The sequence below is a fragment of the Streptomyces lienomycini genome, assembly GCF_027947595.1.
Taxonomy (GTDB): domain Bacteria; phylum Actinomycetota; class Actinomycetes; order Streptomycetales; family Streptomycetaceae; genus Streptomyces; species Streptomyces lienomycini.
In genome coordinates, this window is sequence record NZ_CP116257.1 from 1,686,211 (window position 1) to 1,704,987 (window position 18,777).

Genomic DNA, 18,777 nt, shown 5'->3' on the forward strand with positions numbered 1-18,777 from the left:
GTCGGCCCGGCACCCCCGCCCCCTTCCGGCCCCCGGGAGGGGGCTCCCCCGTCGGGGTACCGCCGGGTAAGGTGCGGCTCCATGGGTGGCGAGAGCACGACACGTACGGTCCCGCGCGGCGGCGGAGCGAACAGGAACCCGGTGGGCAGCAGAACCGGGCACCGGCTGTCCAACATCGCCGTGGCGCTGGGCCTGGTGCTGTTCCTCGGTGGTTTCGCCTGGGGAGCGGTGGTCTACCGGCCCTACACCGTGCCGACCGGCTCGATGGCACCGACGATCGACGTCGGTGACCGGGTGGTGGCGCAGCGCATCGACGGAGCCGACGTCCGCCGCGGCGACGTCGTCGTGTTCAAGGACGCCAACTGGGCCGACGCGCCCATGGTCAAGCGGGTCGTCGCCGTGGGCGGGGACACCGTCTCCTGCTGCCAGCAGGGCCGGCTGAGGGTCAACGGCAAGGTGATCGAGGAGCCGTACCTGCCCGCCGGCGCCCCTGCCGAGGACAGCGACTTCCAGACCGTGACCGTCCCGGAGGGCCGCCTGTTCCTGCTCGGCGACGAACGGCACAACTCGGTGGACTCCACCGCCCACATCGCCGACGCGGCCGCGGGCACCGTGGCGCGCGGGGCGGTGGACGCCCGCGTCGACGCCGTGGTCTGGCCCATGGACGGCATGCTGGAGCGGCCGACCGGCTTCGAGACGCTGGGCGCCCTCTCCTCGCCGGGACCGCTGCGGACGGTCGTCGCACTGGTGATCGCCGGGGTCGTGCTGATCCTGGGCGGCGCGGCGTACGGCCCGGTCGCCAAGTGGAGGGGCGCCTCCCGGACCCGGAGCGGAGCGGAGCCCACCGGTGGCCGCTGAGACGACCCCGGCGGGGCAGGACACCTACGAGGGCGGACTGCGCAGGGTCGCCCGGGTGGTGCTGCTCGACCCCGAGGACCGCATCCTGCTGCTGCACGGACACGAACCGGACGATCCCTCCGACGACTGGTGGTTCACCCCCGGCGGCGGTGTGGAGGGCGACGAGACCCGCGAGGAGGCCGCCCGGCGCGAACTCCTCGAGGAGACCGGCATCACCGACGTCGAACTCGGCCCGGTGCTGTGGCGGCGCAGGTGCTCCTTCCCCTTCGCGGGCCGCCGCTGGCATCAGGACGAGTGGTACTACCTGGCCCGCACCGCCCAGACCGCCACCGAGGCCGTCGGCCTCACCGAACTGGAGCGTCGCAGCGTCGCCGGAGCGCGCTGGTGGACGTGTCGGGAACTGACCCGGGCACGTGAGACGGTGTATCCGACCAGACTCGCCGAGCTGCTGCGCACGCTGCTCGACGAAGGTCCCCCGGCCGCTCCGGTGACCCTGGACACCGAAATCGTCTAGGGGTGCACGGGACTGGCGCACAATGGGGGGACCGCACGGCTGAAGGGGAACATGCCATGAGCGCCGAGGACCTCGAGAAGTACGAGACCGAGATGGAGCTCAAGCTCTACCGGGAGTACCGCGACGTCGTCGGCCTGTTCAAATACGTGATCGAAACCGAGCGGCGCTTCTACCTCACCAACGACTACGAGATGCAGGTGCACTCGGTCCAGGGCGAGGTCTTCTTCGAGGTCTCGATGGCCGACGCGTGGGTGTGGGACATGTACCGGCCGGCCCGGTTCGTCAAGCAGGTGCGGGTGCTCACGTTCAAGGACGTGAACATCGAGGAGCTGAACAAGAGCGACCTGGAGCTTCCTGGCGGCTGACGACCGGTGGCGGGCAGTCGGTGGCCGGCAGGCGGTATCAGCCGGCCGAGTGGGTCACCGACGGGTCTCACCCGCGCGGGTGACCGGGTTGTCCACAGCCGCCCGACCGTCCACCAAGATCCACAAGCTCGCTGAGCTGCCCTCATCGTTGGCGCCGGAGGTGGTGCCGAGATGAACGCACGAGGTGCGCTGGGCAAGTACGGCGAGACACTCGCCGCCCGCCGGCTGGCCGGGGCCGGTATGACGGTCCTGAAGCGCAACTGGCGCTGCGGCAGGACCGGAGAGATCGACATCGTGGCCCGGGACGGCGACGTCCTGGTCGTCTGCGAGGTCAAGACCCGCAGGGGCGGCTCCTTCGAGCACCCGATGGCCGCCGTGACCCCCGAGAAGGCGGAGCGGCTGCGGCGGCTCGCGGAGCGCTGGATCCAGACCCACGGAGGAGCCCCGTACGGCGGCGTCCGCATCGACCTGGTCGGGGTGCTCCTGCCGCAGCGCGGCGCTCCCGCGGTCGAACACGCCCGGGGGGTGGCGTGATGGGCTTCGCGCGGACGTGTTCGGTGGCTCTCGTCGGCGTCGAGGGCGTGGTGGTCGAGGTCCAGGCCGACCTGGAACCGGGCGTGGCGGCGTTCACACTGGTGGGCCTGCCCGACAAGAGCCTCACGGAGAGCCGGGACCGGGTACGGGCGGCCGTGGTGAACTCCGGTGCCGAGTGGCCGCAGAAGAAGCTGACGGTGGGACTCAGTCCGGCCTCGGTGCCGAAGAGCGGCAGCGGCTTCGACCTGGCCGTCGCCGCCAGCGTGATGGGCGCCGCGGAGCGGATCGACCCGCGGGTGCTCGCCGACATCGTGATGATCGGGGAGCTGGGCCTGGACGGCCGGGTGCGGCCCGTGCGCGGCATCCTGCCGGCCGTACTCGCCGCGGCCGAGGCCGGCTACGAACAGGTCGTCGTGCCGGAGAGCGCCGCCGCCGAGGCGTCCCTGGTGCCGGGGGTGTCGGTACTCGGCGTACGCAGTCTGCGCCAGCTGATCGCCCTCCTCGCCGACGAACCCGTGCCGGAGGAGGAACAGGACCAGCAGGGCCGTCCCGACCCGCTCCTCGCCGGTCTGCGCATGCCCGGCACCGGCGCGGCCACCGGAATGCACAGCATGGGAGCGGCCCAGCACGACCACGGCCACGACCTCGCCGACGTCGTCGGCCAGGAGTCGGCGCGCGCCGCGGTGGAGATCGCCGCGGCCGGCCGCCATCACCTGTTCCTCGAAGGGCCGCCCGGAGCAGGCAAGACCATGCTCGCCGAACGGCTGCCCGCGATCCTGCCCCGGCTCTGCCGCGCGGAGTCCCTGGAGGTCACCGCCGTCCACTCGGTGGCGGGCCTGCTGCCCCCGGGCAAGCCCCTGATCGACGTGGCCCCCTACTGCGCACCGCACCACTCCGCCACGATGCAGGCCCTCGTCGGGGGCGGGCCCGGCATCGCACGGCCGGGAGCCGTGTCCCTGGCGCACCGAGGGGTGCTGTTTCTGGACGAGACTCCCGAGTTCGGCAGCCACGCGCTGGACGCCCTGCGCCAGCCGCTGGAGGCCGGGCACGTCGTGATCGCGCGCAGCGCGGGCGTGGTGCGCTTCCCGGCACGCTTCCTGATGGTGCTCGCCGCCAATCCCTGCCCCTGCGGGCGGTTCTCCCGGAAGGAGGAGCTGTGCGAGTGCTCGCCCTCGTCGATCCGCCGCTACCAGGCCCGGCTGTCCGGCCCGCTGCTGGACCGGGTCGACCTGCGGGTCGAGGTGGACCGGGTCACACGCAGTCAGCTCGCCTGGGACGGCCCCCGAGGCGATACCACCGCGACGGTCGCGGACCGGGTGCGAGCGGCCAGGGAACGGGCGGCCGCGCGCCTCGCGGACACCCCGTGGCGGTCGAACAGCGAGGTGCCCGGCCGGGAGCTGCGCAGCCGCTGGCGTGCCGCGCCGGGTGCGCTGGACCAGGCGGAACGCAGCCTGGAACGCGGCGCGCTCACCGCCCGGGGACTCGACCGGGTGCTGCGCGTCGCCTGGACCGTCGCCGACCTCGTCGGCCACGACTGCCCCGACGCGAGGGACGTCAACCTGGCGCTGCAACTGCGCACGGCCGTGCCGCGGGGCGTACCGATGACCCTGGGAGCCCTGGCATGAGCGGGGGCGCAGGGGTGACGGGGAACGGCCCCGTGGCTGGGGACGCCGCGACGACGGAGGACGGCGTCCCGAGCGGGGACGCCGGTGCGATGGAGGACGGCGTCCTGAGCGGGGAGGCTGGCGCGATGGCGGGCGGTGCCGTGTGCGGGGACGCCGGTGCGATGGAGGACGGCGTCCTGAGCGGGGAGGCTGGCGCGATGGCGGGCGGTGCCGTGTGCGGGGACGCCGGTGCGATGGAGGACGGCGTCCTGAGCGGGGAGGCTGGCGCGATGGCGGGCGGTGCCGTGTGCGGAGACGTCGGCGCGATGGCGGGCGGTGCCGTGTGCGGGGACGTCGGCGCGATGGCGGACGGTGCCGGAAGCGGGGACGCCGTGCCGACGGAGGGTGCTGCCGTGAGCGGGGATGCCCTGCCCACGGGGCAGGTCTTCGAGGACGCGGGTGCCGGGGCCACGAGGTGCGACGCACTCTTCGGCGACGACGCCGTGTCCTTGGCCGGTGACCCGGCCATCGCGGGCGGTGTGGTGACGCGTGGCGGGGTAGGGGGCGGCGCCTCGACCGGGGCGGCCGACCCGGGGAATCGCGACGCCGGGGACCGGGAGAACGCGACGGCGGGGCCCGAGCCCGAGCCCGGCTCCGCCCCCGACTCTGACTCCGAGCCCGGCGCAGGGGGCGAGCCCGGCCCCGATCCCGGCCCCGATCCCGATCCCGGCCCCGATCCCGGCCCCGATCCCGGCGCAGGGGGCGACCCCGCGGCCGGGGTCGGCAGCACGACCTCGGGTGGCGGTGTCGCCGGGGAGCGCCGCCCCCATGCGGGGCAGGGGGACGCGCACGCGGGCGAGGACGAGGGTGCGGGCGGGAGCGGTGCCCGGAGTGCCGCGCCGGCGGACCCGGAGCTGCTCGGGCGGGTCTTCCTCGCCAGGGTCATCGAGCCCGGCGACGAGACGGGCGGACGGTGGGTGCGGGAGCGGGGAGCCGTGGAGGTGGCCCGGCGCCTGCGCGACGGCGGGCGTGCCCTGCCGGGGGTGAGCGAGAAGCGGTGGGCCGGACTGTGCGCCCGGGCGCGGGGTGCCGACCCCCACCGGGACCTGGCCGTCGCCCGGGCCGCGGGGGCGCGCTACGTGACCCCCGGAACCGCCGAGTGGCCGGGGCAGCTGGACGACCTCGGTGACGCCAGGCCGCTCGGGCTGTGGGTGCGGGGCGGGCCCAGCCTGCGCATGTGGGCGCTGAGGTCGGTCGCCGTCGTCGGCGCCCGCGCCTGCACGGAGTACGGCGCCCACATGGCCGCCACCCTCGCCGCCGGCCTGGCCGAGCGAGGATGGGTCGTGGTGTCCGGCGGCGCCTACGGGGTCGACGGTGCCGCCCACCGGGGCGCCCTCGGCGCGGGCGGCGCCACCGCCGCCGTCCTCGCCTGCGGTGTCGACCGCCCCTACCCTCCCGGGCACACCGCGCTGATCACCAGGATCGCCGAGCAGGGCCTCGTCGTCGGAGAGCTGCCGCCGGGCGACCACCCGACACCGAGCAGGTTCATCCTGCGCAACCGCGTAATCGCCGCACTCACCCGGGGCACCGTCGTCGTCGAGGCCGCCTACCGCAGCGGTTCGCTGGTCACCGCCCGTGCCGCCCGACGCCTCGGTCGCCACGTCATGGGTGTGCCCGGACCGGCGACCAGCGCGCTCTCCGCGGGGGTGCACGAACTGCTGCGCGGCGACGCGGTGCTCGTCGGCGACGCCGCGGAGGTGGTCGAACTGGTCGGCGCCATGGGAGAGCTGCCTCCGGAGCGACGCGGGCCGGTCCTTCCCACCGACCTCCTGGAGCCCCGGACCCGCCATGTCCTGGCCGGGCTCCCCGCGCGGGGGACGGCCTCGGCGGCCGAGGTGGCACGCCGTGCACAGACCACGCAGGACGACGCGATCGCGAGACTGTACGAGCTTCGAGCACTCGGTTACGTCGAACGACACGGCGACGGCTGGAAGTTGACACGCCAGGCGATGATCTCGGTACGCGGCGGCCGGAGCCCGTGCTGACGCACCGTGTTCGGCCGTCCGGGGGAAGCCCGACGCCCGTGGGGATTCAGGCAGTTGGGGTATTCGAATGATCACCCAGAGCGATCATCGTCCCCCCTGTAGAGCGTTCAGCGGAACGTATCTGCGCACGGCCCCCATCCCCTCCTTCGCACACCGCGACGGTCCAGTCACGCTACGCTCACGACTGCCCCCCACGCAGACGGCCGACAGCAGGCGACGACAGAGAGCAGACCGGCGGCCTCAGGCACACCACATCACGGCAGAACGGCACTAGGCGACGAATGCCCCAGCACACCTCCGGGTCCGACCGGGCGGCGATCCCCCCAGCCGCCCGCGACGGTGGCAGCGTGCGACCGTCCGCCCCCTCGACGCTCGACGAGCTGTGGCGGTCGTACAAGGCGACCGGCGACGAGCGGCTGCGGGAACAGCTGATCCTGCACTACTCGCCCCTCGTGAAGTACGTGGCGGGCCGGGTCAGCGTGGGGCTGCCGCCCAACGTCGAGCAGGCCGACTTCGTCTCCTCCGGGGTGTTCGGGCTGATCGACGCCATCGAGAAGTTCGACGTCGACCGCGAGATCAAGTTCGAGACGTACGCGATCACCCGGATCCGCGGCGCCATGATCGACGAACTGCGGGCGCTGGACTGGATCCCGCGGTCCGTGCGGCAGAAGGCGCGGAACGTGGAGCGTGCCTACGCGACGCTGGAGGCACGGCTGCGCCGCACCCCCTCGGAGACCGAGGTGGCCGTGGAGATGGGGATCGCGGTGGAGGACCTCCACGCGGTCTTCAGCCAGTTGTCGCTGGCCAACGTGGTGGCACTGGAGGAGCTGCTGCACGCGGGCAGCGAGGGCGGCGACCGGCTGAGCCTGATGGACACGCTGGAGGACACCTCCGCCGACGACCCGGTGGAGGTGGCCGAGGACCGGGAGCTGCGGCGGCTGCTGGCCCGGGCGATCAACACGCTCCCCGAGCGCGAGAAGACCGTCGTCACGCTCTACTACTACGAGGGCCTCACGCTCGCCGAGATCGGAAACGTGCTGGGTGTGACCGAGAGCCGGGTCAGCCAGATCCACACCAAGTCGGTGTTGCAACTGCGCGGAAAGCTGGCGGGCTTCGGCCGCTGACCTGGCCGTACGTCGACCAGGAGACCTGCCGGTGACCCGGCCGGCGGGCGGGCGGTCGGGTGAGTGACTCCCGTTCGGCGTGGCGCGTCCGTAAAGTGGTGACGTGCCAAGGATTCGAGCGGCCTCCGTGGCCGAGCACCGGTCGATGCAGCGTGCCTCCCTGCTGGACGCGGCACGCTCCCTGCTGTCCGACGGCGGAACGGAGGCGCTGACCTTCCCCGCCCTCGCCGAACGGACGGGCCTCGCCCGGTCGTCCGTCTACGAGTACTTCCGGTCGCGGGCCGCCGTCGTCGAGGAGCTGTGCGCCGTCGATTTCCCCGTGTGGGCGGCGGAGGTCGAGGCCGCGATGGAAGGCGAGACGGCACCCGAGGCCAAGGTCGAGGCCTATGTGCGCACCCAGCTCGACCTGGTCGGGGACCGGCGCCACCGGGCCGTCGTGGCCATCTCCGCGAGCGAGCTGGACGCCGGCGCGCGGGAGAAGATCCGTGCCGCGCACGGTGGGCTGATCGCGATGATCGTCGAGGCGCTGGGGGAGATGGGGCACGCACAGCCGCGGCTGGCGGCGATGCTCCTCCAGGGCGTCGTGGACGCGGCGGTGCGCCGGATCGAGCTGGGGGCGGCGGAGGAGCCCACGGCGATCACGGAGGCGGCGGTCTCCATGGCGTTGCGAGGCGTGCGGGGCTGACCTGCGTACGGCCGCCGGGCAGCGGCACCCCCAGGACCGGCAGCAGTCTCGACGGTCCCGCGTCCAGCAGCCACGGCGGGAGCAGGGACAGCGGGTTCAGATAGACATCGCCCCGCAGCAGGCCCCAGTGCAGGCAGGACGTGCAATGCGGGCCCGGCGGCTCCACCGTGCCGAGAACCTCGCCCGCCGAGACCTCGTCGCCCTTCTTCACCACCGCCTCGACCGGCGTGTACGTCGTCCGCAGGGGTGGTACCCCCGTCCCGGCCAGTTCCAGCGAGACCGCGCCCCTGCCCGCGACCGGTCCCGCGAACGACACCCGGCCCGCGGCCACCGCCCGCACCGGGACGCCGTCCGCCGCGGCGAGGTCCACGCCGCGGTGGCCCGGCCCGTACGGGGTCGCCGGGGGCTCCCAGCCCCGCAGGACCGCGGGCCGGTCGCCGACCGGCCAGTGGCGGGCCACGGCCGGCACCGCCGGATCCGGGACAGCCGGATCCGGGACAGCCCGGCCGGAGTCGGCTGCCACCACCGAAGCCGCCGTCGCCGCCGAAGCAGCTGAAACCGCCGAGGCCGGTGAAACCGCCGTCGCCGCCGAGGCCGCCGGAGCCGGGCGCGGTGGCTCCGCAGCCAGGAAGGTCAGGCCGGTCAGCAGCGGTACCAGCCAGGTGCACGCACTCACACATCGCCTCGTTCGCATGCGAGCACCGTCCCGCACCAGGGCCGGTCCCCGCCCGGACCTGTGGACCGCGCCCCGGTTGTGGACAGCCGCGTCACCCGGTGCCCCGCGGGTCCCGTACACTTCTGGTGGCGATCCGGGTCACCGGGTCGACTTCGCACGCCCCGACACGAGGCCCGCAAAGGTCCGTGTCAGCGCCCCTCGGTCCCTCAGGGCAGGCGCATCCGGGCGTCAGGCGCGGGAGCCGTCCGGCTCGCGCGGCACAACCGAGAAAATCAAGGAGATACGGCCATGGCCGTCGTCACGATGCGGGAGCTGCTGGAAAGCGGCGTCCACTTCGGTCACCAGACCCGTCGTTGGAACCCGAAGATGAAGCGCTTCATCTTCACGGAGCGCAACGGCATCTACATCATCGACCTGCTCCAGTCGCTGTCGTACATCGACCGCGCCTACGAGTTCGTCAAGGAGACCGTCGCCCACGGCGGCACGGTCATGTTCGTCGGCACGAAGAAGCAGGCGCAGGAGGCCATCGCCGAGCAGGCCACCCGCGTCGGCATGCCCTACGTCAACCAGCGCTGGCTGGGCGGCATGCTCACCAACTTCTCGACCGTCTACAAGCGCCTGCAGCGCCTGAAGGAGCTCGAGCAGATCGACTTCGAGGACGTGGCCGCCTCCGGCCTCACCAAGAAGGAGCTGCTGGTCCTCTCCCGCGAGAAGGCCAAGCTGGAGAAGACCCTCGGCGGTATCCGCGAGATGTCCAAGGTGCCCAGCGCCGTCTGGATCGTGGACACCAAGAAGGAGCACATCGCGGTCGGCGAGGCCCGGAAGCTCAACATCCCGGTCGTCGCCATCCTCGACACCAACTGCGACCCCGACGAGGTCGACTACAAGATCCCGGGCAACGACGACGCGATCCGCTCCGTCACCCTGCTCACCCGCGTGATCGCCGACGCCGTCGCCGAGGGCCTCATCGCCCGCTCCGGTGCCGCCGGTGGCGCCAAGGGTGACAAGGCCGCCGGTGAGCCGCTCGCCGCGTGGGAGCGCGACCTGCTCGAGGGCGAGAAGGCCGAGAAGAAGGACGACGCCGAGGCCGCCGAGAAGCCCGCCGAGGCTCCTGCTGCCGAGGCTGCCGAGGCCCCCGCCGCTGAGGCCGCCGAGGCCCCCGCTGCCGAGGCCGCTCCCGCCGAGGAGGCGCCCGCCGCCGACGCCCCGGCCGCGGACGCCGAGCAGGCCTGACCCCTCACCACCTTCGGGTTCTGGACGGCGGGGGCCCATGAAGCCCCCGCCGTCCGGCCCGTAGATCTTCAGACTTCGAGAGAGATTCCGGAATCATGGCGAACTACACCGCCGCCGACGTCAAGAAGCTCCGTGAGCTCACCGGCGCCGGCATGATGGACTGCAAGAAGGCGCTGGACGAGGCCGAGGGCAACGTCGAGAAGGCCGTCGAGGCGCTCCGCATCAAGGGCCAGAAGGGCGTCGCCAAGCGCGAGGGCCGCTCTGCCGAGAACGGCGCCGTCGTCTCGATCATCGCCGACGACAACACCTCGGGTGTCATCGTCGAGCTGAAGTGCGAGACGGACTTCGTCGCCAAGGGCGAGAAGTTCCAGAACGTCGCCAAGGCCATCGCCGAGCACGTCGCCAAGGCCGCCCCGGCCGACCTCGAGGCCCTGCTCGCCTCCGAGATCGAGGCCGGCAAGACCGTCCAGGCGTACGTGGACGAGGCCAACGCCAACCTCGGCGAGAAGATCGTCCTGGACCGCTTCGCGCAGTTCTCCGGCGGCTTCGTGACCGCGTACATGCACCGCACGATGCCCGACCTGCCCCCGCAGATCGGTGTCCTCGTCGAGCTGGACAAGCCCAACGCCGAGATCGCCAAGGGTGTCGCCCAGCACATCGCCGCCTTCGCGCCGAAGTACCTCTCCAAGGAGGACGTTCCGGCCGAGGTCGTCGAGAGCGAGCGCCGCGTCGCCGAGGAGACCACCCGCGCCGAGGGCAAGCCCGAGGCCGCCCTGCCGAAGATCGTCGAGGGTCGCCTCAACGGCTTCTTCAAGGACGCCACCCTGCTCGGCCAGCCCTACGCCCTGGACAACAAGAAGTCCGTCCAGAAGGTGCTGGACGAGGCCGGTGTCACCCTGAAGCGCTTCTCGCGCATCAAGGTCGGCATCTGAGTCCGTACCGCGACGGACGCGCGACCCCGGTAGGGTCGACGGCAGTCGTCGGCGCCGTTCGCGTGTGCGGTTGCGTACGCGCGCGTGGCGGCGGACGACAGCAGATCTGACGAGGAGGCCATTGCCGCGTATGGGATGCGATACACGCCCCCACCGGCAGTGGCCTTCTTCGTGTGTGTGACCCACGTAAAAGAGGCGAGATCTCCATGACCACCATGGCCGAGAAGAGCGACGACGGCAAAGTACGCGGCCGCTTCATGCTGAAGCTGTCCGGAGAGGCCTTCTCCGGCGGTGGGGGCCTGGGCGTCGACCCCGACGTGGTGCACGCCATCGCCCGCGAGATCGCGGCCGTCGTCCGGGACGGCGCGCAGATCGCGATCGTCATCGGCGGCGGCAACTTCTTCCGCGGCGCCGAACTGCAGATGCGCGGCATGGACCGCGCCCGCTCGGACTACATGGGCATGCTCGGCACGGTGATGAACTGCCTGGCCCTCCAGGACTTCCTGGAGAAGGAGGGCGTCGACTGCCGGGTGCAGACCGCCATCACCATGGGCCAGGTCGCCGAGCCCTACATCCCGCTGCGCGCCGTGCGCCACCTGGAGAAGGGCCGCGTGGTCATCTTCGGCGCCGGCATGGGCATGCCCTACTTCTCCACCGACACCACCGCCGCCCAGCGCGCCCTCGAGATCGACGCCGAGGCCCTCCTCATGGGCAAGAACGGCGTGGACGGGGTCTACGACTCCGACCCGAAGACCAACCCGGACGCCGTGAAGTTCGACGCGCTCGGGTACGGCGAGGTCATCACCCGCGACCTGAAGGTCGCCGACGCCACGGCCGTCACGCTCTGCCGCGACAACAGCCTCCCGATCGTGGTCTTCGAGCTGCTGAAGGAGGGCAACATCGCCCGTGCCGTCAAGGGTGAGAAGATCGGCACGCTTGTGGGTGACCAAGACAGCCGGGACTGACCGGAGAACACCCCTGTCCGCGGACGCCACCTGTCCGGGGGACGCACGGGGCGGGGCCGGGCCGGGGGATGGACAATGTCCCGCCGGTCGGGAACCGTGCAGGAAGAACGCGACGCAGCCGGCCGTCGACCCGTCGGGGAAGCGGCCGGGCCTACTCAAGACACGCAGGAGCAAGTGGTGATCGAAGAGACCCTCCTCGAGGCCGAGGAGAAGATGGAGAAGGCCGTCGTGGTCGCCAAGGAGGACTTCGCCGCGATCCGCACCGGTCGTGCGCACCCGGCGATGTTCAACAAGATCGTGGCCGACTACTACGGCGCGCTGACGCCGATCAACCAGCTGGCCTCGTTCTCCGTGCCCGAGCCGCGCATGGCCGTGGTGACCCCCTTCGACAAGAGCGCCCTGCGCAACATCGAGCAGGCGATCCGCGACTCCGACCTGGGCGTCAACCCGAGCAACGACGGCAACATCATCCGGGTGACGTTCCCCGAGCTGACCGAGGAGCGCCGCCGCGACTACATCAAGGTCGCCAAGGCCAAGGGCGAGGACGCCAAGGTCTCGATCCGCTCCGTGCGCCGCAAGGCCAAGGACGGCATCGACAAGATGGTCAAGGACGGCGAGGTCGGCGAGGACGAGGGCCGCCGTGCGGAGAAGGAGCTCGACGACACCACCGCCAAGTACGTCGCACAGGTGGACGAGCTCCTGAAGCACAAGGAAGCGGAGCTGCTCGAGGTCTGATGAACGACTCTTCCTGGGGAGCGCCGCCACAAGCCGGGTACTGGGGGCCGCCCGACCAGGGACCCGTCCAGGGCGCTGCCCCGGCGGGTCCCGCCTACGATGTGCCCTACGCGCAGCAGACTCGCCCCATGCCCATCGTGCCCGACGTACCCGAACACGGCGGAGACCAGGACGACGACCAGGGGACCGCTCGACCGGGCGGCCCCCGCTCGTATCACGACCAGAACCCGTCGGTGCAGCCGTATGCGGCGGTGCCGCAGAATCCGGAGCCCATGCCCGACGCCCCGCAGCCGGCGCGGTCCCAGCCGCCGCAGAAGAAGAGCGCGGGGCGCGACCTGGGTGCCGCGATAGGGGTCGGTGTCGGGCTCGGCGTGGTGATCGTCGCGTCGCTGTTCTTCGTGAAGGCCGTCTTCGTCGGCGTGGTCGTGGTCGCCGTCGTGGTGGGGCTGTGGGAGCTGACCGAGCGGCTGGAGGAGCGCAAGGGCATCAAGGCGCCCCTCGTGCCGCTCGCGATCGGCGGCGCCGCGATGGTGGTCGCCGGGTACGCGCGAGGCGCCGAGGGCGCGTGGGTCGCCATGGCGCTCACGGCGCTCGCGGTCCTCGTGTGGCGGATGACCGAGCCGCCCGAGGGCTATCTCAGGGACGTCACGGCGGGCCTGTTCGCCGCGTTCTACGTGCCGTTCCTGGCCACGTTCGTCGCCATGATGCTGATGGCGGACGACGGCGAGTGGCGCGTCCTGGTCTTCCTGATACTGACGGTCGTCAGCGACACCGGCGCCTACGCCGTCGGCTGGCGGTTCGGCAGGACCAAGCTCGCCCCCCGCATCAGCCCCGGCAAGACCCGCGAGGGCCTGCTGGGAGCGGTGGCGTTCGCGATGGTGGCGGGCGCGCTGTGCACGCACTTCCTGATCGACGACGGCACCTGGTGGCAGGGCCTGCTGCTGGGCCTCGCCGTCGCCGTCAGCGCCACCCTGGGCGACCTCGGCGAGTCCATGATCAAGCGCGACCTCGGCATCAAGGACATGGGCACCCTCCTGCCGGGCCACGGCGGCATCATGGACCGTCTGGACTCCCTGCTGCCGACGGCGCCGGTCGCGTGGCTGCTGCTGGTGATCTTCGTCGGGTCGGGTTGACAGGCATCCGGTAGCATGGAAAGGGCCTGCGGCGTCTGCTGCGGGCCTTTCCGTGTATCCCCGCCGATGCGGGGGTGTTCCAGTGAGGTCTCCTGGCTTCGGCATGGCCCTGCCGTTGTCCCCGCAGACGCGGGGGGTTGCCACAGGCCCGCCGTCATGAGGAGTTGTCCGACCGTGGCCCGTCCAGCCCCCGGTGAGCTCACCTTCGCCGCACCCCGCGGAGCGAAGCGGCCGCCGCGGCATCTCGCCGACCTCACGCCCGCCGAGCGCAAGGAGGCCGTCGCCGCGATCGGTGAGAAGCCGTTCCGTGCGAAGCAGCTCTCGCAGCACTACTTCGCGCGGTACGCGCACGACCCCGAGCAGTGGACCGACATCCCCGCAGGCTCGCGCCAGGGGCTCCGCGAGGCGCTGCTGCCCGAGCTGATGACGGTCGTGCGGCACCTGTCCACCGACGAGGGGACCACGCGCAAGACGCTGTGGAAACTGTTCGACGGGACGCTCGTCGAGTCGGTCCTCATGCGTTACCCGGACCGGGTCACCATGTGCATCAGCTCCCAGGCCGGCTGCGGCATGAACTGCCCGTTCTGCGCCACCGGCCAGGCCGGCCTGGACCGCAACCTGTCGACCGCCGAGATCGTGCACCAGATCGTCGACGGCATGCGCGCGCTCCGGGACGGCGAGGTCCCCGGCGGCCCTGCCCGGCTCAGCAACATCGTGTTCATGGGTATGGGCGAGCCCCTCGCCAACTACAACCGCGTCATCGGCTCCATCCGCCGGCTCACCGACCCCGAGCCGGACGGGCTGGGGCTCTCCCAGCGCGGCATCACCGTCTCGACGGTCGGTCTCGTCCCGGCGATCCACCGCTTCGCCGACGAGGGCTTCAAGTGCCGCCTCGCCATCTCCCTGCACGCGCCCGACGACGAGCTGCGCGACACCCTCGTCCCCGTCAACACGCGCTGGAAGGTGCGCGAGGTGCTGGACGCCGGGTTCGAGTACGCGGCGAAGTCCGGGCGCCGGCTCTCCATCGAGTACGCGCTGATCCGCGACATCAACGACCAGGCCTGGCGCGGTGACCGTCTCGGGCGACTGCTCAGGGGCAAGCCCGTGCACGTCAACCTGATCCCGCTCAACCCCACGCCCGGCTCCAAGTGGACCGCTTCCCGGCCCGAGGACGAGAAGGCGTTCGTCGAGGCGATCGCGGCGCACGGTGTGCCGGTGACGGTCCGGGACACCCGGGGGCAGGAGATCGACGGGGCGTGTGGTCAGCTCGCCGCGAGCGAGCGGTAACCTGACCGGCGTCAGTGTCGGCAGTACGACTCCATCACCCTCATATCTTCATATTCCGACAGGGGAGCGCCACAGCGCTGAGAGTGCGGCACCGGCCGCAGACCCTCCGAACCTGGCCCAGGTCATTCTGGGTAGGGAGATCGGTCACCACTCGAGCTGTTGCGCCCTGCCCGGGACCCTCGCCAGGGGTTCTGGGCGGGGCCGCGTCTTCTCCTGGTCACCCAGGAGGAATTCAGTGAGCATCACCAAGAAGGTCAGTGTCCTGGCCGTCGGCCTCGGCATGGTCGGCACCCTGGCCGCCTGCGGATCGTCCTCCGACGACGCCGGCGGCTCCGGGGACTCCAAGACCGTGACGCTGGTCAGCCACGACTCGTGGGCCGTGTCGAAGGACGTCGTCGCCGCCTTCGAGAAGCAGTCGGGCTACAAGGTCAGGGTCCTGGAGGACGGCGACGCCGGGCAGGCCGTCAACAAGGCCGTCCTCACCAAGGACAACCCGCAGGGCGACGTCTTCTTCGGCGTCGACAACACCCTGCTGTCCCGCGCCCTCGACAACGGCCTGTTCCAGCCGTACGAGGCGAAGGGCTCCGACCTCGTCCTGCCCGCGTACCGGGCCGACGAGGACAAGCACCGGGTCACGCCCGTCGACACCGGTGACATCTGCGTCAACTACGACAAGGCGTACTTCGCCCGGCACGGGCTGACCCCGCCGAAGTCCTTCGACGACCTGGTCAAGCCCGCGTACAAGGACCTGCTCGTCACCGAGAACGCGGGCAGCTCCTCGCCCGGCCTCGGTTTCCTCCTCGGCACCGCCGCCAAGTACGGCGACGGGGGCTGGGAGGGCTACTGGAAGAAGCTCAAGGCGAACGGCGTCAAGGTCGTCGACAGCTGGGAGCAGGCGTACAACGAGGAGTTCTCCGGCTCGGCCGGCGGCAAGAAGGCCAAGGGCGACCGTCCGCTCGTCGTCTCCTACGCCTCCTCGCCGCCCGTCGAGGTCGTCTACGCCGACCCGCAGCCGTCCACCGCCCCCACCGGCGTCGCCGACGGCACCTGCTTCCGGCAGGTCGAGTACGCGGGCCTGCTCAGCAACGCGAGGAACCCCGAGGGCGGCAAGGCGCTCCTCGACTTCCTGCTGAGCAAGTCCTTCCAGGAGGACATGCCGTTGAACATGTTCGTCTACCCGGTGCGGGAGGGCGCGCAGGTCCCGGAGGTGTTCTCGAAGTTCGGTCCGCAGGCGAAGGACCCGCAGACCCTCGACCCGGCGAAGATCGCCGACAACCGCGACCAGTGGGTCAGGTCGTGGACCTCGCTCGTACTGAAGTGATCCACGAAGAGGGGCGGGCGGTGAAGCGGGCGGTGAAGCGGGCGCGGACCGCGCGCGGGGGCGCGGCGCGGCTCGGTCTGATGGCCGTGCCCGTCGCGTTCTTCGCTGTGTTCTTCGCCTACCCCGTCGCCGCCATCGTCGCGCGCGGCCTGGAGGTCGACGGGGTCTGGCAGCTCGGGCGGATCGGGGACGTGCTCGCGCGCTCCGACGTGCGGCACGTGCTGTGGTTCACGACCTGGCAGGCGCTGGCGTCCACCGCGCTCACCCTGCTGATCGCACTGCCCGGCGCGTACGTCTTCGCCCGCTTCGACTTCCCCGGCAAGCAGGTGCTGCGGGCCGTGGTGACCGTGCCGTTCGTGCTGCCGACGGTCGTCGTCGGTACGGCGTTCCTGGCACTGGTCGGGCGCGGTGGGCTGCTGGACGAGCTGTGGGGTCTGCGTCTGGACACCACGGTGTGGGCGATCCTCCTCGCGCACGTCTTCTTCAACTACGCCGTCGTCGTCCGCACCGTCGGCGGCCTCTGGTCGCAGCTCGACCCGCGCCAGGAGGAGGCCGCGCGGATGCTCGGCGCCTCCCGGCTGCGGGCCTGGCGGCAGGTCACGCTGCCCGCGCTGGCGCCCGCCGTGGCCGCCGCCGCGCTGATGGTCTTCCTGTTCACCTTCACCTCCTTCGGTGTCGTCCAGATCCTCGGCGGACCCACCTTCTCCACGCTGGAGGTGGAGATCTACCGCCAGACCTCGCAGGTCTTCGACCTGTCCACGGCCGCGGTGCTGACGCTGATCCAGTTCGCCGCGGTCGTCGCCATCCTCGCCGTGCACGCCTGGACGGTACGGCGGCGCGAGACGGCCCACCGGCTGGTGGACGCGGCCACGACCGCGCGCCGGCCGCGTGGAACCGGGCAGTGGGCGCTGCTCGCCGGGGTCCTGGCCGTCATCGCCGTCCTGCTGGTGCTGCCGCTCGCGGTACTGGTCCGGCGGTCGCTGGGCGCGTCCGGGTTCGGCTACTACCGGGCGCTGACCCGCGAGGACGGCGGTGCGTTCCTCGTCCCGCCGATCGAGGCGATCGGCAACTCCCTCCAGTACGCCGTCGCCGCCACCGCCATCGCCGTGGCGATCGGCCTGCTGGCCGCGACCGCGCTCACCCGGCGCGACGCGGGCCGCTTCGTGCGCGGGTTCGACGCGCTGCTGATGCTGCCGCTCGGGGTGTCGGCCGTGACGGTCGGGTTCGGATTCCTGATCGCACTGGACGAACCGCCGCTGGACCTCAGGTCGTCCTGGATCCTGGTGCCGCTCGCGCAGGCGCTGGTGGGCGTCCCCTTCGTCGTACGGACCATGCTGCCGGTGCTGCGGGCGGTGGACGGGCGGCTGCGGGAGGCGGCGGCGGTGCTGGGGGCGTCGCCCTGGCGGGTGTGGCGCGAGGTGGACCTGCCGATGGTGCGGCGGGCGCTGCTGGTCGCGGCCGGGTTCGCCTTCGCCATCTCGCTCGGGGAGTTCGGCGCGACCGTCTTCATCGCGCGGCCCGACAACCCGACGCTGCCGGTCGCCGTGGCGCGACTGCTGGGCCGGCCGGGCGACATGAACTACGGCCAGGCGATGGCCCTTTCGACGATTCTGATGCTGGTGTGCGCGGTGGCCCTGGTGGTGCTGGAGCGGCTGCGGACCGACCGGAGCGGGGAGTTCTGACATGCCGCCGATGACGCCGACGCCGACGCCGACGCCGCCGAGCCTGCTGAGCCTCGAAGGCGCCACGGTCCGCTTCGGCGGGCGGGCCGTGCTCGACGACGTCGATCTGGGGGTCGCCGAGCACGAGGTGGTGTGCGTGCTGGGGCCCAGCGGCAGCGGCAAGTCGACGCTCCTGCGGGCGGTCGCCGGGCTCCAGCCGCTGGACGCCGGACGGGTGACGCTGGACGGCCGGGACCAGTCCGGGGTGCCCGCGCACCGGCGCGAGGTCGGGCTGATGTTCCAGGACCACCAGCTCTTCCCGCAGCGGGACGTGGCCGGGAACATCGCCTTCGGGCCGCGGATGCGAGGCGCTTCCCGGGCCGAACAGCGGGACCGGGTGGGGGAGTTGCTGGAGCTGGTGGGGCTGCCGGGTGCCGCCCGCCGGTCCGTCGCCGCGCTCTCCGGCGGTGAGCAGCAGCGAGTGGCGCTGGCCCGCGCGCTCGCGCCCCGGCCCCGGCTGCTGATGCTGGACGAGCCGCTCGGCCAGCTCGACCGTTCGCTGCGGGAGCGTCTCGTGGTCGAACTGCGGGAGCTGTTCGGCCGGTTGGGCACCACGGTGCTCGCCGTGACCCACGACCAGGGCGAGGCGTTCGCGCTGGCCGACCGGGTCGTGGTGATGCGGGACGGGCGGATCGCGCAGTCGGGGACGCCCCTGGAGGTGTGGCAGCGGCCGGCGGACGCGTTCGTGGCCCGCTTCCTGGGTTTCGACAACGTGGTCGAGGCGCTGGTCGCCGGGCAGGCCGCCGACACCCCGTGGGGCAAGGTGCCGGTCCCGGAGGATGCCCCGCAGGGCACCCGGACGGTGCTGGTGCGGCCGGCCGGGGTCCGGGTCGTCCCCGCCGACGAGGGCCTGCGCTGCACGGTCACCGCCCGCACCTTCCGCGGCACCCACGTCACCGTCCACCTCCAGCCCGAGGACGCGCCCCGCCTGGAGGCGGCCTGCGCGCTGCGGTCGGCGCCGGAGGTCGGGGACGCGGTCGGGGTCGAGTTCGACGTGGCGGAAATTGTCGTGCTCGGGTGATCGTTCCGCTCGTAGGGTGACGGC

Annotated in this window: 18 protein-coding genes and 1 riboswitch; of the genes, 17 read left to right on the plus strand and 1 reads right to left on the minus strand. The window is 72.1% G+C overall.

Translation table 11 applies throughout. The annotated features are described in order from the left end of the window. Positions 1-81 precede the first annotated feature (81 nt). The 8 genes from lepB to BJ961_RS07965 all read left to right on the plus strand — a co-directional run bounded on the left by lepB (position 82) and on the right by BJ961_RS07965 (position 7,729). Entirely contained in the window at positions 82-858 is a 777-nt protein-coding gene (gene lepB, locus BJ961_RS07930) for a signal peptidase I (protein ID WP_271320593.1), read from the plus strand. Next, complete coding sequence (locus BJ961_RS07935) at positions 848-1,372, plus strand: NUDIX hydrolase (RefSeq protein ID WP_271320594.1); 525 nt, start codon at positions 848-850, stop codon at positions 1,370-1,372. The genes lepB and BJ961_RS07935 overlap by 11 nt, the downstream gene beginning before the upstream one ends. A gap of 56 nt (positions 1,373-1,428) precedes the next feature. After that, positions 1,429-1,737, plus strand: coding sequence for a DUF2469 domain-containing protein (locus tag BJ961_RS07940; protein WP_003965949.1), 309 nt, complete (start codon positions 1,429-1,431; stop codon positions 1,735-1,737). Between the two features lie 171 nt (positions 1,738-1,908). Further along, positions 1,909-2,271, plus strand: a complete 363-nt coding sequence (locus BJ961_RS07945; protein ID WP_271320595.1) for a YraN family protein — start codon at positions 1,909-1,911, stop codon at positions 2,269-2,271. Further along, on the plus strand, positions 2,271-3,896 hold the full coding sequence (locus BJ961_RS07950; RefSeq protein WP_271320596.1) for a YifB family Mg chelatase-like AAA ATPase: 1,626 nt from the start codon (positions 2,271-2,273) through the stop codon (positions 3,894-3,896). The genes BJ961_RS07945 and BJ961_RS07950 overlap by 1 nt, the downstream gene beginning before the upstream one ends. An 893-nt stretch (positions 3,897-4,789) precedes the next feature. Beyond that, positions 4,790-5,920 carry a DNA-processing protein DprA gene (dprA, locus tag BJ961_RS07955; RefSeq protein ID WP_271416989.1) on the plus strand — a complete coding sequence of 377 codons (1,131 nt, stop codon included), beginning with the start codon at positions 4,790-4,792 and terminating at the stop codon, positions 5,918-5,920. A 281-nt stretch (positions 5,921-6,201) separates the two neighbouring features. Beyond that, the gene (gene whiG, locus BJ961_RS07960; RefSeq protein WP_271320597.1) at positions 6,202-7,044 is read left to right on the plus strand and encodes an RNA polymerase sigma factor WhiG; all 843 of its coding nucleotides are present in this window, start codon (positions 6,202-6,204) and stop codon (positions 7,042-7,044) included. A gap of 127 nt (positions 7,045-7,171) precedes the next feature. Next, positions 7,172-7,729: a TetR/AcrR family transcriptional regulator gene (locus BJ961_RS07965; protein WP_271416990.1), complete on the plus strand. Its 558-nt coding sequence runs from the start codon at positions 7,172-7,174 to the stop codon at positions 7,727-7,729. On the opposite strand, the gene BJ961_RS07970 is transcribed toward BJ961_RS07965, so the two are convergent. Further along, positions 7,683-8,423, minus strand: coding sequence for a murein hydrolase activator EnvC family protein (locus BJ961_RS07970; RefSeq protein ID WP_271320598.1), 741 nt, complete (start codon positions 8,421-8,423; stop codon positions 7,683-7,685). The genes BJ961_RS07965 and BJ961_RS07970 overlap by 47 nt on opposite strands. Before the next feature lie 270 nt (positions 8,424-8,693). Here BJ961_RS07970 and rpsB point away from each other — a divergent pair, with 270 nt between their 5' ends. The 9 genes from rpsB (at position 8,694) to BJ961_RS08015 (ending at position 18,753) form a co-directional block, all read left to right on the plus strand. Further along, positions 8,694-9,638 carry a 30S ribosomal protein S2 gene (rpsB, locus tag BJ961_RS07975; RefSeq protein WP_271320599.1) on the plus strand — a complete coding sequence of 315 codons (945 nt, stop codon included), beginning with the start codon at positions 8,694-8,696 and terminating at the stop codon, positions 9,636-9,638. A gap of 95 nt (positions 9,639-9,733) precedes the next feature. Next, a complete protein-coding gene (tsf, locus tag BJ961_RS07980; RefSeq protein ID WP_271320600.1) occupies positions 9,734-10,570 on the plus strand; it encodes a translation elongation factor Ts in 837 nt (278 codons plus the stop codon). Positions 10,571-10,776: 206 nt separating this feature from the next. Continuing rightward, positions 10,777-11,535: a UMP kinase gene (pyrH, locus tag BJ961_RS07985; RefSeq protein WP_271320601.1), complete on the plus strand. Its 759-nt coding sequence runs from the start codon at positions 10,777-10,779 to the stop codon at positions 11,533-11,535. 177 nt (positions 11,536-11,712) lie between these two features. Further along, a complete protein-coding gene (frr, locus tag BJ961_RS07990) occupies positions 11,713-12,270 on the plus strand; it encodes a ribosome recycling factor (protein WP_271320602.1) in 558 nt (185 codons plus the stop codon). Beyond that, on the plus strand, positions 12,270-13,403 hold the full coding sequence (locus BJ961_RS07995) for a phosphatidate cytidylyltransferase (RefSeq protein WP_271320603.1): 1,134 nt from the start codon (positions 12,270-12,272) through the stop codon (positions 13,401-13,403). Before frr ends, BJ961_RS07995 begins: the two co-directional genes overlap by 1 nt. Before the next feature lie 156 nt (positions 13,404-13,559). Next, on the plus strand, positions 13,560-14,690 hold the full coding sequence (gene rlmN / locus BJ961_RS08000) for a 23S rRNA (adenine(2503)-C(2))-methyltransferase RlmN (RefSeq protein WP_271320604.1): 1,131 nt from the start codon (positions 13,560-13,562) through the stop codon (positions 14,688-14,690). Between the two features lie 50 nt (positions 14,691-14,740). Further along, a riboswitch (TPP riboswitch) is annotated at positions 14,741-14,846 on the plus strand. Positions 14,847-14,925: 79 nt separating this feature from the next. Continuing rightward, positions 14,926-16,011, plus strand: a complete 1,086-nt coding sequence (locus BJ961_RS08005) for a thiamine ABC transporter substrate-binding protein (RefSeq protein ID WP_271320605.1) — start codon at positions 14,926-14,928, stop codon at positions 16,009-16,011. Further along, positions 15,987-17,693: an ABC transporter permease gene (locus tag BJ961_RS08010; RefSeq protein WP_381157333.1), complete on the plus strand. Its 1,707-nt coding sequence runs from the start codon at positions 15,987-15,989 to the stop codon at positions 17,691-17,693. Before BJ961_RS08005 ends, BJ961_RS08010 begins: the two co-directional genes overlap by 25 nt. 10 nt (positions 17,694-17,703) lie before the next feature. Continuing rightward, positions 17,704-18,753, plus strand: a complete 1,050-nt coding sequence (locus tag BJ961_RS08015) for an ABC transporter ATP-binding protein (RefSeq protein ID WP_271416992.1) — start codon at positions 17,704-17,706, stop codon at positions 18,751-18,753. Positions 18,754-18,777: the final 24 nt, after the last annotated feature.